The sequence below is a fragment of the Streptomyces sp. ISL-36 genome (assembly GCF_018614205.1).
In the GTDB taxonomy this organism is placed as follows: domain Bacteria; phylum Actinomycetota; class Actinomycetes; order Streptomycetales; family Streptomycetaceae; genus Streptomyces.
On the sequence record NZ_JAGGOS010000086.1, the window covers coordinates 45814 to 61712 of the forward strand.

The following is a 15899-nucleotide window of genomic DNA, read 5'->3' on the forward strand; positions in this document are numbered from 1 at the left end:
GGGCAACGGGGCTGGCTGCCGAAGAGCGACGCCGTCACAGGTCGTTCAGTAGTTCGCATCACCCGCAGTACGCAGTACCAGCAGTACGCAGTACCCCGACGGTAGGAAGTTGATCACCGAGGGAAGAACGGAGGAACGAAGCACCATCAGGATCGCCCGGACGGAAGTCTTGAGTCCGGGTACCGCAGGACATCGATAGTGAGGTGGTCTCCGGTCAAGCAACCGCGATCCCCGCACGCCCGACAGCGACTGGGTCGGGTACGCGGACACAAAAGGCCGGCGCGGTATCAGGGTCGGCACGTGGTGTAGAAGTTCCTTCGGGGCCCTGGTGCCATAAGGCACCAGGGCCCCTCCACGCGTTTCAGAGAGAGGTGCAGATGACAGCAGACGACACACGCGGACGTCTCGACGACGACGACTATCCCGCCTACACGATGGGCCGGGCCGCCGAGATGCTCGGCACCACCCCCGCCTTCCTGCGCGCCCTGGGCGAACACCGTCTGATCGCCCCGCTGCGCTCCGAGGGCGGCCACCGCCGCTACTCCCGCTACCAGCTGCGCATCGCCGCCCGCGCCCGCGAACTCGTCGACCAGGGCACCCCCATCGAGGCCGCCTGCCGCATCATCGCCCTCGAAGACCAGCTCGAAGAAGCCCAGCGCATCAACACCGAATACCGCCACGCCACCGAAACGGCCCATCCGCCGACCGCAGCCTGAGACGGCACCCGTCGGCCGGGCACCGCGCACTCACCCAACGGATACGTTTCCTCTGGTGACGGGGTGTGCGGGCGTGTACCGTCTGCGTCAGCTGTCGTGGTTCGGGAGTTCCCTTTGCCCACGCCTCGGCGTGGGCGTTTTGCTGTGCTGTGCCGCAGGAACCAGGGCGATCACCTCCGCCTTCCGCAGGGTGCGGGAGGCGTCCATCGACTGGAAGGCATGAGACATGGCTACGGGAACTGTGAAGTGGTTCAACGCGGAGAAGGGCTTCGGCTTCATCGCCCAGGACGGCGGCGGCCCGGACGTCTTCGCCCACTACTCGGCGATCAACTCCTCGGGCTTCCGTGAGCTCCAGGAAGGCCAGGCCGTCACGTTCGACGTCACCCAGGGCCAGAAGGGCCCCCAGGCGGAGAACATCAACCCCGCCTGACCTTCCCCCACATCGTCGCGGAACCGGGGGCACCGACAAGGGGCGCTGATGCTTTCGCGCTCCCCGGCCGAGTGCCCCCGGGATGTCCCACGATCGGGTGAACCATCGAGCGCCGGCCCTACGGAGTTCCCCACTCCCCCAGACCTCGGCCGGAGTTACGGCCAGTCCCCTGCGCCGGATAGCCCGTAAAGAGGCCGGCACCGACCAGGCCATCGACCTGCTCAAGCAGTGACATACGAGCCTCTCCTGGCTGCGGGTGGCATTGGCGTTGCGTGGACAGCGTGGGCAGTCAGCCACTGGTCACCCGGCCGACGTCCCGGCGCAGTCCCCAGCCCCGGCCCGCTGCTGCCTGGCCGCCCGGTACGCGGGCGCGGCGAGCCAGGTCTGCGCAGTAGGCGTGTCCGCCCACGGGCCCCGGCGCGCTGAGGCTCTCCCCGTCGACGCGTTGTCCCTCGGGTGCTTCCCCACGAGGGACAACGAGAGCGTCGGAGTCACGGCTCGCGCCGAACGGGGGGACCTGAGCGTCGGCTGCAGGTGGAAGGCCAAGGAAACCTGCTGTGACACCGCTTTGTTGAACCGGTCCGCCGGAGCTTTCGGGGAGGCGAGGTCACGGCACGACCAGGTCGGGGAGCACAGAGCGGAGCTGTGCCCCGGCTACCACTCCTTCCCGGACGAGGGCTGGTACCGGGCCGCTCAGGTCGACGATCGACGACGAGACCACTCCCGCTGTCTGTCCGCCGTCGAGGTAGACGGAGACCGCGTCGCCGAGCATCTCTCGGGCTGCCGCGCAGTCCTGCGGGGAGGGTCGGTCGGTGAGGTTGGCGCTGGAGACCGCCATGGGACCGGTTGCGGCGATCAGGCTCAGCGCGAGAGCGTGATCGGGCATGCGAACGGCCACGGTGCCCTTTGTCTCGCCCAGATCCCAGCCCAGGGACGACCGGTGGCGCACGACCAGAGTCAGACCGCCCGGCCAGAACGCCTCGATCAGCTCACGTGCCCCTGGGGGAAGTTCGTCCACCAACTCCCCCAGGGCGTCGGCCGAGTCAACGAGCACTGGAGAGGGCTTGTGCCGGCCTCGCCCTTTGGCGGTGAGCAGGGCTGCGACGGCGCGCGGGTCGAAGGCGTCGGCGCCCAGGCCGTAGACGGTGTCCGTGGGAAGGACGACGAGCCGGCCCTGGCGCACCGCCGCGACGGCTGCCCTGAGGCCGGTAGCGCGGGCCGTCGGCTCGGTGCAGTCGAAGTACTGCGTCATGAGCCTGCTTCGCCCCCTTCGGTGATGTCGCCGCGTGACGTGACGAGGCGGGCGCTGCCCTCGGCGAGCTGATAGCCCAGGCCCACCACGGCCACTTCCCCCGCCGCGACCTGCTCCGAGAGCAGGCGTGAGCGGTCGAGCAGCAGGTCGACCGTGTGGCGGATGTGCTCGTCCACGTCGCTGTCGGCGGTCAGTCCCGCCGCGCGGGCGGCCAGGATGCTCGGGGTGACTCGCTCGACGACGTCCCGGACGAAGCCGCCGACCGACAGGCCGTCCTCCACGGCCGCGCGGGCGGCCGCGACGGCGCCGCAGGAGTCGTGGCCAAGGACGACGACGAGGCGGGCGCCAAGCACGCTGGTCGCGTACTCCACGCTCCCCAGCACCTCCGAGCCCAGGACGTGCCCGGCGGTGCGGACGACGAAGAGGTCCCCGAGTCCCTGGTCGAAGATGATCTCGGCGGCCAGACGCGAGTCGGAGCATCCCAGCACAACGGCGAAAGGATCCTGCCCGGGAGCGAGCTCCGAACGCCGGGCGGCATCCTGATTGGGATGCTCCGGTTCCCCGGCGACGAAACGCTTGTTGCCCGACAGGAGAGCGTCGAAGGCCACGTGAGGTGAAGTTCTCGGCATGACAGCAGCATAAAATCCGTCCTCCGCCCACACACCGGAGGGGCCCCGTACCCACATCCATCACGTTCAGTGGCGGCGCACTCCTGCCACGCCACGCGGTCAGCGGCTGGCCACCCCTTCGTAAGCTGACGTTCAGCAGCAAGCACCCGCAGGAGGGGAAGAGGAGACGGCCGGCGGTCCCCTGGGATGCCTCGATGCTCAGGCGGCGTGCTTCTGGTGGCCAGGCGGTAACGGCCCTTCTCGCCCGGTGCCACGACCGGTTGAGGGGACGGGGATGGCCCGTGAATAGGATCGGCTCTCATGCCGAAGCGTGACGAGCTGCTCGTTGACGTTGCCACGCTGGTGGAGTCCGGACAGAGCAATCTCAGATATCCCTGACCGTGGTCACCGGTGGCGCTGTCATCACCGGCCGGCTGGCGCCCGAAGCGGTGTGGAGGCAGCGGGTCCCAGAGGTCCTGGGGGACTCCGCCCACCTGGGAGAGTTCTCTGCCGTCTTCACCGCACCGACACGGAGGGACGGGCCGCCCGCGTATCCGCACTTCCACATGGCGCGGATCCTTCAGGGCACCGTGGGGATCCCGGAGACGGGCGGGATGTACCGCGTCTCGATCGCGGACGTCAGCGCTTGGACCATGGACGACTGCAGCTACTCCGATCACTGACGCCGCGCCGCGTCACGGACCGCATGCCGACTACCAGCACGCGCTCGAAGTCCGTGAGAGGCCCTCAGATCCCCAGCTGAGGCCCCTCACGGTTCCGTAGCCGATTCCTGTGAGCGGAACTTCCCGACGGCCGAGGAAGGCGACCAGACCGGAGTACGTTCCTGCCCGTCGGTCGCTGTTGCCGTCCCCTCGCACTCCGTCGTCCTGCCTTGGCTTCGGTGCCTATGGCGAGGTGGCCAGAACATCCTCGTGTGGTCAGAAGCCGTGTCTCAAGCGATCATGTCCCGGTGAGACACGGCCTCTCAGTACGCGGCGAGGAAGATGGCGATGTAGTGCGCGCTGAAGGCTGCCACGGTCAAGGCGTGGAAGACCTCGTGGAAGCCGAACCAGCGGGGTGAGGGGTTGGGGCGCTGGAGGGCGTAGACGACCGCGCCCGCGCTGTAGAGAAGCCCGCCGGCCACTATCAGGGAGACCACCGCCACCCCGCCACTGTGGAGGAACTCGGGCAGGTATCGCACAGGCGCCCAGCCCAGGGCCAGGTAACACGGGGTGTACAGCCAGCGGGGAGCCCCGACCCACAGGACACGGAAGGCGATGCCGACCAGAGCACCTGTCCACACGATCCACAGCAGGAAGGACCACTGGTCGCGGGAGAGGAGGAGCACGGCGAGCGGGGTGCAGGTGCCGGCGATGATCAGGAAGATGTGGGCGTGGTCGAGGCGGCGGAGAACGGCCTCGCCGAGTGGTCCCCAGGTGCCGAGGTGGTAGACGGCGCTGGTCCCGAACAGCAGCCAGGCCGTGACCGAGTACACGGTGCAGGCCAGCACAGCCTGCGGTGTCCCTGCCAGGCAGATGAGGACGATGCCCGCGGCCAGCGACGCGGGGACCATGCCGGCATGGAGCCAGCCACGTAGTTTCGGCTTGATCGGTTCCACAAGATCGGCCGCCCGCTCGACCAGATCCGCGACAGGGCGGGAGCTCTCGGCGGTCTTGTCTCGGTGCGATCCGGAGGAAGGGCAAGCGGACTCTCGTCCTTCCCCCATCGGCACGGAAGCAGGCCGGGTGGCTTCGGCGCCGTCTCGGGACACTGCTTCCCGTCCCGAATCGGACTGCTGAGTTTCTCTGGCAACCATGTGCACATGCTAGGAACCGGCCCGAAACGGGATTCCCAGAGGCCCACCTCATCGCAAATAGCCGGTTCAGTCGCCTCACGATTCCGGGTCCTGGCTGCCGCCCAATGACTGGGCCATGGAAGTCGCGCATTGGGCGCCCACCGAGCGCTGGCGGCTGGTGCTGCTCGGGCCACTGGCATTCACGGAACCGCTGAAGTGCGCCACGCGCAGCCGTGCCACAACGTGCCAGAACGGCGGGTGCGGTCGGCCAGCGGGCCGGACAGCAGCCGCAGGCCCAGCGCCGCCGTCTCACCGGCTCCCGTGACCACGCCGACGACCAGCGCGGACGCCCCCAGCGACGCCAGCAGCGGCCCCGTGACCGACCGGGCACCCTCGTACACGAAGTCCGCGAGCAGGCTGACCGTGCCGAACCACAGCACGAACCGCCACGGTCCCATCCCCACCGGCCGTACCGCTTCCGGTTCCCCCGGCATCCTCACGCCCAGAGCGCTTGGGCGAACGCGGCGCCGACGAACGCCGCCCCCAGCCCCGCCACCACGCTGACGACGGCGTTGGCCGCAGCGAAGAACCGCACCCCGTCCTCGGCCAGCCGCAGCGTCTCGAAAGAGAACGTCGAGTACGTCGTCAGCGCCCCGCACAGCCCGGTGCCCACCAGCAACTGCACCCGCGACGAGGCCGCCCCCGCCACCACGGCCCCGGTGAGCAGCCCCAGTACCAGGCACCCCACGACGTTCGCGGTGAAGGTGCCCCAGGGAAAGACAGTGTCGTGCCGCTTCTGCACCGCCCGGTCGGTCAGGTACCGCAACGGCGCGCCGATCATGCCGCCCGCCACCACCAGCAGCCAGTTCACGCGTCCTGTCCCCTGCCCACGTACCGGATGACCTCGCAGTCGTCGAGGATCACCAACCCCTCCCCGACCAGCTCGTCCAGCTCGTCCAGCTGGGGCAGGAACGCCCGCACCCGCTCCTCGGTGTCCACGACCACGATCGCCACCGGCAGGTCCTCACTCAGCGACAGCAGCCTGGAGGTGTGAATCAGCGAAGAGGCACCGAAGCCCTCGATCCCGCGGAACACCGAAGCGCCGGCAAGGCCGGCCTGGTGTGCGCGGTGCACGATCTCCGTGTACAGCGGCCGGTGATGCCAGACGTCGTTCTCCCCGATGAAGACCGTCACCCGCAGAGCCCTGCCGGTCGCCTCGTCATCACTACCCCTGCCTCCGGCCCAGAACGCGGCGTGCGGCGGTCACCGCGAGCCACACCGACACGAGCGCCGCCAGCAGCGTCGCGGCCAGATACGCCAGACCGGTCCCCGGGCGCCCGCCGACCAAGAGCTTCTGGATGTCCACGGCGTACGTCGAGAACGTCGTGAACCCCCCGAGCACGCCGGTTCCGAAGAACGGCCGCACCAGCCGGTGCGCCGCCCACACATCGCTGATCACGACCATGAACACACCGATCACCGCGCAGCCGAGAGCGTTGACCCACAGCGTGGTCCACGGAAACGCCCCGGCCGCGGTGGGCCACAACAACCCGGCTCCGTAGCGGGCCCCGGCTCCCATGCCGCCGCCGAGGGCCACCACCGCCACGATCGGCCCCTGCGCCCGCCAGGACTGCCGTCGGGCGGGCACACGCAGATCAACATCAGGATCCGTGGGCGCGCCCACCATCTTGGAATAAAGGCCTGTCATGAAACGCACGCCTCCTACTCGCAGGTCCCGCGCGCACGCGGGCACACGCCATCGCAAGTAGGGACTGTCGGTGGCGTCGACGCCACGGTTCGGGGTACGGCAAGCCCCACCGCCGCGCTGTGATCACGAATCACAGCTGACCACCAGGCCAACGCCCACGCCCGTTATGACGCGCGCCAGGTCCATGCTCGGGCGCCTCCGCAGAGCCCCGCAGCCATGCGGGCTCAAGCCTGACGGCACCCCCGCACCCCACCCGGGCCGCCGACATGCCCTTCGGAGCCGTGAACAGCAGTCAAGCCAGGTGTCACCGGGCAGCGCCCCATCAGGGCACATTTCCGCTGGTCAAGCTACAGATGACCGGGTGGACGTCGGCAAGGCGTGGGCTGCTCCGCAGGCAGGGTCCGTCCGGTCAGTGGCCAGCTGCGAGTTCGCCGCTGAGCTTGCCGTGGAGGTCGGCGCTGGGGTCGTTCAGGCCGGTGATCTCGACGATCTTGCCGCGCTGGGCGTACTTGGTCTCGATGGCGTCGAGGGCGGCGACGGAGGAGGCGTCCCAGATGTGGGCGGCGCTCAGGTCGATGATGATCCTCTTCGGGTCGTTCGCGTAGTCGAACTGGCCGACGAGGTCGTTGGAGGAGGCGAAGAAGAGTTCGCCGGTGACCCGGTAGACGACTGTGCTGCCGTCGGGGTCGATGACGGCGGTGACCTTGGCGAGGTGGGCGACGCGCTTGGCGAAGATGACCATGGCGGTGATCGAGCCGACGACCACGCCGATGGCGAGGTTGTGGGTCGCGACCACACAGACGACGGTCACGGACATGACGATGATCTCGCCGGCGGGCATCCGCTTGAGGGTCTTCGGCGCGAGGGAGTGCCAGTCGAAGGTCGCGAAGGACACCATGATCATGACGGCGACGAGGGCGGCCATCGGGATGTCGGAGACGACCGGGCCGAAGACGATGCACAGCACCATCAGGAACGCGCCCGCGAGGAACGTCGACAGCCGGGTGCGGGCGCCGGAGACCTTCACGTTGATCATCGTCTGGCCGATCATGGCGCAGCCGCCCATGCCGCCGAAGAAGCCGGTGACGATGTTGGCGATGCCCTGACCGATGGACTCCCGGGTCTTGTTGGAGTGGGTGTTGGTGATGTCGTCGACCAGCTTGGCGGTCATAAGGGACTCCATCAGACCGACGAGCGCCATCGCGAAGGCGTACGGGGCGATCGTCGTCAGGGTGTCGAGGGTGAAGGGCACGTCCGGCAGGCCCGGCACGGGGAGGGAGGACGGCAGCTGGCCCTTGTCGCCGACGGTCGGGACCGCGAGTCCGGCGGCGACGGTGATGACGGTCAGGATGACGATGGAGACCAGCGGGGCCGGGACCACGGTGGTGATCTTGGGGAAGAACACCATCAGCGCCAGCCCGCCGATGATCAGCGGATAGACGGCCCACGGCACGTTCCGCATCTCGGGTACCTGGGCCATGAAGATCAGGATGGCAAGGGAGTTCACGAAGCCGACCATCACGCTGCGCGGGATGAACCGCATCAGCTTCGCCACCCCGAGCGCGCCCAGGATCACCTGGAAGACACCGGCGAGAATGACGGCGGCGATCAGGTAGCCGAGGCCGTGCTCACGGTTCAGCGGCGCGATGACGAGGGCGATGGCGCCGGTGGCGGCGGAGATCATCGCCCTTCGGCCGCCGACGATCGAGATGACGACGGCCATCGTGAAGGAGGCGAACAGGCCGACCGCGGGGTCGACCCCGGCGATGATCGAGAACGAGATCGCCTCGGGGATCAGCGCCAGGGCGACGACCAGGCCCGCGAGGACCTCGGTGCGCCAGACCTTCGCATCGGAGAGCCAGTCGGGGCGCAGGCCGCGCAGCCGCGCGGCCGTGGACACAGCGGTGACAGCAGAAGACAAGGGAGAAAGAACCTGTCGTACTCGGGCACACCCGTCGGGGCAGACCGGGGCGTGCGGGAGGGCGCGGTGGTACCGGGCCGGCACCCCGCGGACGGCCCCGAGACGCGGAGCCGGAAGTCGGACGGGGAGTGAGCGAGGTGGGCGCCGCGCACTTGGGCGGCCGCCGCCGGGCTCATATCCCGGGGCGGGGCATCACGGCGGGCAGGCGGCGGCGCCGGGCGTCATGGGCTCGCGCACGCTTCTCCCCTGTAAGAATCGGAACTCCGCCGGGGGCACCATCGGCCCCGACACGGCAACGGTGGAGCAGCGGCACGTCACTCTCACCACCAACAACTCTACCCTAACGTTAGAGTAGATACGGATGGGTGCAAATGCACCCACCCTTGGCGCGAAAGGCTGGGAAAACGGGCGTGGACGGCAAGCACATGCAGATCGGCGAGGTCGCCGCGCGTACGGAGCTGTCCCTGCGCACCATCCGCCACTACGAGGAAACCGGCCTTGTCATCCCCTCCGCCCGCTCCCAGGGCGGCTTCCGCCTCTACACCGAGAACGACGTCTCCCGCCTCATGGTGATCCGGCGCATGAAGCCCCTCGGCTTCACCCTGGACCAGATGCGCGACCTCCTCGACGCCACCGACCGCCTCGACGCGGACGCCCAGCTCGACGCCGGCGAACGCGAAGCCCTCCTGGAGCGGGTCCGCTCCTACCAGCAGGCCGCCGCCGAGCAGGTCGCCAAGCTCCGCGTCCAGCTCGCCCGAGCCGAAGACTTCGAAGCCACCCTCCGCGCCCGCGTGGACAGCGACGTCGCGACCGCTCCCGCAGTTATCCAGACCTAGGACTGCCCTGACCGGAGACCGTTCCACGCGGCGCTCGCGGCGCAGGGGCGCGAGGCTGTGTCGCATCGCGAGACTCATTTCCCATGACCCGCACCATTCCCCTTCATGTCGGCGTGCATGCCCGGGAAGCGGCCTGGTGCCAAGCTCGGGACAAGTAGGCTGCGTTGTCGGACCTGACGGGGAGAGGGCGATGCAGTACTGCGAACGCCACGAAATGCACAACTGTGCGGACTGCGCCCCGCGCGCACCTCGCAGCGGCGCGCCCACCAGCGAATGGGACGAGTGGCCGACGGCTGCGATCATCATCCACGTCAGCGGCAAGGCCCACCTTCCCGGCTGCGGGCACATCCTCCCGGCCGACATCCGACCACCCCTATATGGCTGGGTGCTCACCCCCTCACCCGGAGCATGGCGTCGCCTCGCGCCCTCCTACCCGCTCCCCGCCACGCAGGGCAACACAGAGCGGGCGGCCGTGAGCCGCTGCAAGACCTGCGACGCAACGCAGTAGGGACAACCGAGAGGACTGCTACGCGTGACCTACCAGCCAGACCGAACCTGTGGGCGACCCACCCGCTCGGGCAGCCCTTGCAAGATCCGGATATCAGGTTCCGACGTGGCGTGCGGCACGCACGCCACCGAGCAGGACAAAGCGGTAGCCGAGGCCCACCGACGCGGGTGGAACGAGGGCTACAAGTCGGGAAGCGAAAGTAGCGCGAGCTTCTCCAAGTCCCGCATCGAGCGGCTGGAGCAGCGCGTCAAGGAGCTTGAGGAGCAGTTGGACAGTACACGGCGCGTGTACGAGGTCAACGGCTGCCAGGTCGTCGAGGTCGGTGGGTACGCATACCGCTGGCGCGGAAACGACCCGCTCGAAGTCGGTGACCGCGTGCTGCTGCCTGAGAACTACGTGAGCCGTCTCAGGAATGGCCCGGGCCCCACCGTAGGCGTGGTCAACAAGCTGGGCATCGTCTACCGAGGATCCCTGTCCGACATCGTGGGGCGGGCACCGGCAACTGGCCGGGACGACTGACGGAGCCTCGTGCCACAACGTGCCAGTAGCGCCGGTAAACCACGGTCAACAAAGGGCCGTCCCAGGCAACCGACCGCAGGGCCCTTGGACAGGTTTCCGCAGGTCAGGACATGTAGACATGGCCAAGTGCCGGGTGATTCCCAAGCTCAGAGCGCGGGTTCGATTCCCGTCATCCGCTCTTGAACGAAGCCCCAGGTCAGCGAACCTGGGGCTTCGTCATTCTCTAGACCTCTCGCGGCCCGCGTGCCATTTCGCGTGCCATATGCACCCTGACGACACATCAGGACACTGGTCCATCGATACAGGATCCTCTGAATTCAGGGGATCCTGTATCGTCGCCGTATGCTGACGCTCGCCACCGACCTCGACGCCCTGACCCGCTTCGGCCGGGCGCTGGCCGACCCGATCCGCTGCCGCATCCTGCTCGCGCTGCGCCAGGCTCCCGCCTACCCCTCCGACCTCGCGGAGGCCATCGAGGTCTCCCGCACCCGGCTCTCCAACCACCTGACCTGTCTGCGGGATTGCGGCCTGGTCGTCGCCGTGCCCGATGGGCGCCGCACCCGCTACGAACTCGCCGACGAACGCCTCGGCCACGCGCTGGACGATCTGCGCACCGCCGTGGTGGCCGTCGAGACCGACCGCACCTGCCCAGACACCGCCGACAAGGGGTGCTGCTGACCATGACCGCGGAGATATCGATATCCCTCGGCCCGTCCCCGGCCCGCCGTGACGCTCTCGCCAAGCGCATACGCCTGCTGGTCGCCGCCACCATCACCTACAACGTGATCGAGGCGATCGTCGCGATCACCGCCGGCACCATCGCCTCCTCCATCGCCCTGATCGGCTTCGGCCTCGACTCGATCATCGAGGTCTCCTCCGCCGCCGCGGTCGCCTGGCAGTTCTCCGCCCGCGAGCACGCCGTACGCGAGGCCCGCGAGAAGACCACCCTGCGGATCATCGCCGTCTCGTTCTTCGCGCTCGCCGCGTACGTGACCGTCGACGCCGTCCGCGCCCTGGCCGGCCCGGGCGAGGCCGAGTCCTCCGTGCCGGGCATCATGATCGCCGCACTCTCCCTGGCGGTCATGCCGTTCCTCTCCGCCGCCCAACGCAAGGCCGGACACGAACTCGGGTCCGCCAGCGCGGTTGCCGACTCCAAGCAGACCCTCTTGTGCACCTACCTCTCGGCCGTTCTCCTGGTCGGCCTCGTCCTGAACGCCACCCTCGACTGGTCCTGGGCCGACCCGATCGCCGCCCTCGTGATCGCCGCCATCGCCGTCAAGGAAGGCCGCGACGCCTGGCAGGGCAAGGGCTGCTGCGCTCCCACCGCATCCGCCGCCACGACCACGTCGATGGGCGGAGCCGAGACGGACGCATGCGGCTGCAAGCCCGGCTGCGACTGCTGCGGCTGACCGCTTTCACGTACGAAGAGGACCGCGGTGCCGATACCGGGGTCCTCTTCACATGCGGAGGGCATCACCTCCCCCGTGCGCTCCTCGGAGGCTCTGGGAGGGCGGGCGGAAGCCTGTGGACGCCGGCGGTCCCGCGCCCCTCCGGAGGTCGGGACGCCGCCGCGCGCTGACGGCGGACGTCGGCGTCTATGTCGTCGGCGAGGCGGCGCTGGTGGGCCTTGGTGAGTGCTGGTAGATCAGCTGGGCCCGCTCGGAGAACTGGCCGGCGCGGACCATCAGGTCCTTCAGCTTGGCGCCGGTGTCGGCGGCCAGGGTGTTGCCGGTGTGCCGGAGGTCGTAGAAGCGGAACTCCTTCGACAGGCCGACCGCGTCGCGGGCCTTACGCCACTTCCGGCCGAAGGTGGTGCCCCGGAGGGAGGCGCCCCTCTCGCCCACGAAGTCAAGGCCGTCGGGACCGTCCTGGGCGAACCACTCCAGGTGGCGGCGGACGTCGAGGAGGATGAAGCCGGGCAGCATGATCTCCCGTTTGCCCGCACGGGACTTGGGGTCGCCGATGACGCGGCGGCGGTGTTCAGCTCTGGGGCGGCCCGCCGTACCCGTACCGATCCAGCGTCGAGGTCGACGTCGGCGCGGCGCAGCTCGGCCAGCTCCTCCGGGCGCATGGAGGCGAAGGCTCCGAGGAGCACCATCAGCCGCCAGCGGATGCCGATGGCCTCGGCAAGGGCGAAGACCTGCTCGACGGTGGCCACGGGCCGCTCGTCCGCATCCTCCCGGCGCCCGCCCCGCGGATGGAGCAGGGGTTCCGGCGGATCAGATCGTCCTCGACCGCCGTCTGCATGACGGCCTTCAGCAGGCGGTAGGACTTGGCGGTCGTGGTGGCGCCGGTCGCCTTCCGCGCGCCAGGTCCTGACCTTGGCAAGGCTGATGGTGTTGACGCACTGGCTGCCGAAGGTCGGCTCCAGGTGGAGGCGGAGCAGCCGCCGGTACAGCTCCTTGGTGGTGGCCGCGACGCCGCGCTCGTCGATCCAGCGCTTGGCGTACCCCGAGAACAGCACCTCGCCGGCGGTCGGATCGATCCAGTCGCCGCGCGACTGGTCGGCCTGGATCTGGGCGAGGAAGAGTTCTTCGACGGCCTGGCCGCCGCCGGCCTCCTGGTGAAGAAGCGCGTCGCGCCATCCGGCGACCTCCTCGGCTACGCGGTCGCCCTGCCCGACGACCGCAACAAGGACGGCCGCAGCGACCTGGGAGGCGATCCTCGTCATGGAGCACGGCGAGGACGCCGTGGCCGCCGCGCACATCGCCGCGGCCGGCGAGGTCCTCAACGCGCTCGCCAAGACCTCTGCCGCCCACACCCGCCACGAACTGAGAGAAGCCGCCTCGGCGTTCTAGCGGGGCTCCCGCTCGCACGTACGCGCCGTACGCGGGCACGACCGGGCACTACGACGGGCGGCCCGTGACCTCATCCACGGCGGGCCGGCGCTCGGCCGCGGCGAGGACGGCGCGACCACAGCCATGGCCATCGACATGCTGTTCTTCCTGATCGTCGCCGCCGCACACTGGCACGCGAAGAAGGACCACGCCCAGCAGGCCGAAGCAGCCCGCCGAGCCGCGGAGCACCTGCGCCTCGCTTACCACGCCGCCGCCGAGCAACCGCTCGCGGCGCTCCACCAGCGCGGCCGTCACCTCGCCCGCCCGCTGCTGCAGCGACAGGCCGGCATCGTGCGCACGGCGATCCCCGAGCTAGCTGAGCAGGTCCTGGGCGAACCCGGTTGGCCGGCCCTCGCCGCAACGCTCGCCGATGCCGAGGCCGCCGGCCACGACCCCGCCGCCCTGCTCGCCGACGCTGCCGAGCGCCGGGAACTGGGCACCGCCGAGTCGATCAGCGACGTCCTCGTATGGCGACTGCGCCGCACGGCAGAGCTTCCCGCCGACGCGACCGGCAGCCCGGACGGGCGCCACGCCCTCGACCAGGAGCGCCTCCGGACGGAGTCGTCGTCACCGTCGCCGGTAGAACCTTCATCCCCTTTGTCACCGCCATCACGGACGGCCCGGGCCGCAGAACTCGGCTGGGCCGCCAGTGGGACGCTCGTGGCAGCGGGCAGCGCCATATGGGAGATAGAGCTCATGTTCAGTCCAGCGCTTCTCGGCACCGTCGCCGTGGGATTCCTCGTCCTTGCGAGCCTCGCGGAACTCACAGCGCGTGCGGTTCGCGGCCAGACCTCGGACCCCGTCGGCCACACATGTCTCGTGGCGGCCCTCGCCCTGGGCGCTGGTGCAGGCGTTGCTTACGTCGCCGGGTGACGCCGCTCCGCCCCCTGGCCCTCCAGCGAGCGCAACACCTCGAACCGCACGTAGCGGCGGCTGGTCTCCTCGTGCGGACGAACACACCCTCGACCAGGCTCGCTTCCGGGACTACTACCCGACCTGCGTGGCACCCCCGGCCGCGGCGCGAACCTGGCTGAACAGCGCTCGCCCCGTCTACGAAGCCGGCACGGTGTTCACGAAAGATCCGCTCCCGACCCTCGCCCTCGCCCTCGGCCCCGGCCTCGGCCTCGGCCTCGGCCAGGCCTACGACGTCCTCGTCCATCTCACCCAGGTCCGGGAGGCGAGAAGCTCTGAGGCCCTGCGGTGCATCCCAGGTCGACGGCGCACGATCACGCTCGCCGCTGTCGCGTCCGGCCGAGCAGGGTGGCTGCGGAATCCTCGACCAGGTCCTCGACGTACGGTGGCAGCGGGCTGGCCGAACTACCGCCAGTAGCAGGTCGGTCAGGGCCAGAATGTTCCGGTCCCGGCCCTCGGGACCGGTTATGCCGAAGGCCGTGCCCAGCGCGCCGAGGCAGGTGAGCACCCGCTCGTTTCCCCGGTCCGCGCATTCCCGGTGCTGCTCGGGACCAGCGACCGGCCGAATTCCGGGGCGTAGAGGAGCAGCGCCTCCTCTCGCGGCCAGGCCCGGCTCCAGGCGACGACGTCTCAGGCATCGGCGCGGGCCGCCCGGCCCGGGGCGGGATCGCCGTCGAGGGCGGCAAGGCAGTCCTCCTGGAAGTCCTCGACGGTGCACAGCCAGACCACGGCGAGCAGAGCGGGGCGCCCGGGGAGCCGGTGGTACATGGATTCGCGGGGGCGCCAACGGCTTGGACGACGCGGACATGGTGACGGCGGTCGGGCCGCCGGTGGCCGCGAGGAGGACGCCGTGGCCGAGGTCGGTGCCCTCGTGGACTTGCTCTCCACCGGGACCACCGACCGGCTCTGGCCGCACGGAACCTGGTCCCGCATGGAATTCGAACGTTGGCGCATGCCCGCCGGCGACGACGGCGCCGCCCCGGACGAGGAGTGCATGGCCGCGCGTGGCACGGGCGGACAGCCCGACCCTCGGAGCGAGCCGCGCGTCCGCCGTTTGCGCGCGGAGCGCGAATGCCCCGTCCCAGACGATCCGGCGCCGTCCCGATGGCCGACGGGAAGTCGTCCGGGCGGCCCGCGGAGCCTGATTCCGGCCCAGGGCAGCGCTTCGCCCCACCGACGAAGAGATCGGTGGGGCGAAGGCTTGTGACACCTGCGTCATCGGGACGAGCGCGATGGCACAGGACCTGTCCTAGATTCTGATCACATGCCCCGATCCGGGCCCTGTCGGCGGATGACCTGCTCACCCGGCTGCATGGGCCTTGATTCCAGCACGACCGGCCCCGGGTAGAAGTAGGACGAATTCGGGCCGGACATGTCCTCTCCGATCAGGTACCGGAACAACCACTCCGAGAAGCTCATCGAGTACTCGAAGAACTCGCCGTCACCGTCCTCGACGAAGAGGAGATCACGCGAATCCTTGCGCGCAAGGAAGACGGTCTGCCCACTGTCCGCGGAAGCGATGGGCGTGAGCCCTCGCCGTGTCCCGAACTCCATCTCGTCAAGCCCCAGGACGATACGAGGATCTCCGTCGACATCATCGTCCCACGGGACCTGGGACCACGCCTCCGACGTCCGTCGGATGCCGGTCGCGAGGTTCCACCGATCCGTCGCCGGATGGTCGAGATAGAGATGTTGATTCAGTTTGACCGGAGCATAGGCGTCCACGATCGCCTTGTAGTCCTCCGGGAGCGAGAAGCCCAGTTCGGCTTCCAGTCGCGACCAGGCAGCGGGGTCCGCGTGCTCCTGAGGCGGGTCCCCTAGCATCGCCAGCACTCGGTGGAGAAACTCACCTGCCAT

General features: G+C 69.4%; 19 protein-coding genes and 2 pseudogenes. 10 read left to right on the forward strand and 11 right to left on the reverse strand.

Annotated features, from left to right (window positions below; genetic code table 11):
• Positions 1-377 precede the first annotated feature (377 nt).
• The gene (locus J7E93_RS22330; RefSeq protein WP_215071708.1) at positions 378-716 is read left to right on the forward strand and encodes a helix-turn-helix domain-containing protein; all 339 of its coding nucleotides are present in this window, start codon (positions 378-380) and stop codon (positions 714-716) included.
• A 226-nt stretch (positions 717-942) separates the two neighbouring features.
• Positions 943-1146 carry a cold-shock protein gene (locus J7E93_RS22335; protein WP_019072426.1) on the forward strand — a complete coding sequence of 68 codons (204 nt, stop codon included), beginning with the start codon at positions 943-945 and terminating at the stop codon, positions 1144-1146.
• A gap of 607 nt (positions 1147-1753) precedes the next feature.
• On the opposite strand, the gene J7E93_RS22340 is transcribed toward J7E93_RS22335, so the two are convergent.
• Together J7E93_RS22340 and J7E93_RS22345 are read right to left on the reverse strand one after the other, a co-directional pair.
• On the reverse strand, positions 1754-2398 hold the full coding sequence (locus tag J7E93_RS22340; RefSeq protein ID WP_215071709.1) for an L-threonylcarbamoyladenylate synthase: 645 nt from the start codon (positions 2396-2398) through the stop codon (positions 1754-1756).
• Positions 2395-3027 (reverse strand): carbonic anhydrase, encoded by a 633-nt coding sequence (locus J7E93_RS22345; RefSeq protein WP_215071710.1) that lies wholly within the window; start codon positions 3025-3027, stop codon positions 2395-2397. The genes J7E93_RS22340 and J7E93_RS22345 overlap by 4 nt, the downstream gene beginning before the upstream one ends.
• Positions 3028-3327: 300 nt before the next feature.
• Between J7E93_RS22345 and J7E93_RS22350 the strand changes: the two are divergent.
• Positions 3328-3689: pseudogene (locus J7E93_RS22350) on the forward strand (hypothetical protein).
• 302 nt (positions 3690-3991) lie between these two features.
• Here the strand turns inward: J7E93_RS22350 and J7E93_RS22355 are convergent.
• The 6 genes from J7E93_RS22355 to J7E93_RS22380 form a co-directional block, all read right to left on the reverse strand.
• Positions 3992-4732, reverse strand: a complete 741-nt coding sequence (locus tag J7E93_RS22355) for a hemolysin III family protein (RefSeq protein WP_215071711.1) — start codon at positions 4730-4732, stop codon at positions 3992-3994.
• Positions 4733-5001: 269 nt separating this feature from the next.
• A complete protein-coding gene (locus J7E93_RS22360; RefSeq protein WP_215071712.1) occupies positions 5002-5259 on the reverse strand; it encodes a hypothetical protein in 258 nt (85 codons plus the stop codon).
• A gap of 38 nt (positions 5260-5297) precedes the next feature.
• A complete protein-coding gene (crcB, locus tag J7E93_RS22365; protein ID WP_215071713.1) occupies positions 5298-5672 on the reverse strand; it encodes a fluoride efflux transporter CrcB in 375 nt (124 codons plus the stop codon).
• Positions 5669-6001 (reverse strand): DUF190 domain-containing protein, encoded by a 333-nt coding sequence (locus J7E93_RS22370; protein ID WP_215071730.1) that lies wholly within the window; start codon positions 5999-6001, stop codon positions 5669-5671. Before J7E93_RS22370 ends, crcB begins: the two co-directional genes overlap by 4 nt.
• Before the next feature lie 25 nt (positions 6002-6026).
• Positions 6027-6488 carry a CrcB family protein gene (locus tag J7E93_RS22375; protein ID WP_215071731.1) on the reverse strand — a complete coding sequence of 154 codons (462 nt, stop codon included), beginning with the start codon at positions 6486-6488 and terminating at the stop codon, positions 6027-6029.
• 430 nt (positions 6489-6918) lie between these two features.
• Positions 6919-8409: a SulP family inorganic anion transporter gene (locus tag J7E93_RS22380; protein WP_215071714.1), complete on the reverse strand. Its 1491-nt coding sequence runs from the start codon at positions 8407-8409 to the stop codon at positions 6919-6921.
• Between the two features lie 431 nt (positions 8410-8840).
• Between J7E93_RS22380 and J7E93_RS22385 the strand changes: the two genes are divergently transcribed.
• The 4 genes from J7E93_RS22385 (at position 8841) to J7E93_RS22400 (ending at position 11702) form a co-directional block, all read left to right on the forward strand.
• The gene (locus J7E93_RS22385) at positions 8841-9266 is read left to right on the forward strand and encodes a MerR family transcriptional regulator (RefSeq protein WP_215071715.1); all 426 of its coding nucleotides are present in this window, start codon (positions 8841-8843) and stop codon (positions 9264-9266) included.
• A 532-nt stretch (positions 9267-9798) separates the two neighbouring features.
• Complete coding sequence (locus J7E93_RS22390) at positions 9799-10293, forward strand: hypothetical protein (RefSeq protein ID WP_251066909.1); 495 nt, start codon at positions 9799-9801, stop codon at positions 10291-10293.
• A gap of 342 nt (positions 10294-10635) precedes the next feature.
• Positions 10636-10971 carry a helix-turn-helix transcriptional regulator gene (locus J7E93_RS22395; RefSeq protein WP_215071716.1) on the forward strand — a complete coding sequence of 112 codons (336 nt, stop codon included), beginning with the start codon at positions 10636-10638 and terminating at the stop codon, positions 10969-10971.
• A gap of 2 nt (positions 10972-10973) precedes the next feature.
• Positions 10974-11702, forward strand: coding sequence for a cation transporter (locus J7E93_RS22400; protein WP_215071717.1), 729 nt, complete (start codon positions 10974-10976; stop codon positions 11700-11702).
• A gap of 64 nt (positions 11703-11766) precedes the next feature.
• Here J7E93_RS22400 and J7E93_RS38400 read toward each other — a convergent pair.
• A pseudogene (locus J7E93_RS38400) lies at positions 11767-12964 on the reverse strand (tyrosine-type recombinase/integrase).
• Between J7E93_RS38400 and J7E93_RS38405 the strand changes: the two are divergent.
• The 3 genes from J7E93_RS38405 (at position 12963) to J7E93_RS38130 (ending at position 14460) form a co-directional block, all read left to right on the forward strand.
• Positions 12963-13091 carry a hypothetical protein gene (locus J7E93_RS38405; RefSeq protein ID WP_374105415.1) on the forward strand — a complete coding sequence of 43 codons (129 nt, stop codon included), beginning with the start codon at positions 12963-12965 and terminating at the stop codon, positions 13089-13091. The pseudogene J7E93_RS38400 and the gene J7E93_RS38405 overlap by 2 nt on opposite strands.
• Positions 13092-13214: 123 nt before the next feature.
• Entirely contained in the window at positions 13215-14003 is a 789-nt protein-coding gene (locus tag J7E93_RS38410) for a hypothetical protein (RefSeq protein ID WP_374105416.1), read from the forward strand.
• A 127-nt stretch (positions 14004-14130) separates the two neighbouring features.
• Positions 14131-14460 (forward strand): hypothetical protein, encoded by a 330-nt coding sequence (locus tag J7E93_RS38130; RefSeq protein WP_308368747.1) that lies wholly within the window; start codon positions 14131-14133, stop codon positions 14458-14460.
• Between the two features lie 212 nt (positions 14461-14672).
• Here J7E93_RS38130 and J7E93_RS38135 read toward each other — a convergent pair whose 3' ends face one another.
• Positions 14673-14810, reverse strand: a complete 138-nt coding sequence (locus tag J7E93_RS38135; protein WP_308368748.1) for a hypothetical protein — start codon at positions 14808-14810, stop codon at positions 14673-14675.
• A 492-nt stretch (positions 14811-15302) separates the two neighbouring features.
• Positions 15303-15899 (reverse strand): SMI1/KNR4 family protein, encoded by a 597-nt coding sequence (locus J7E93_RS22420; protein ID WP_215071719.1) that lies wholly within the window; start codon positions 15897-15899, stop codon positions 15303-15305.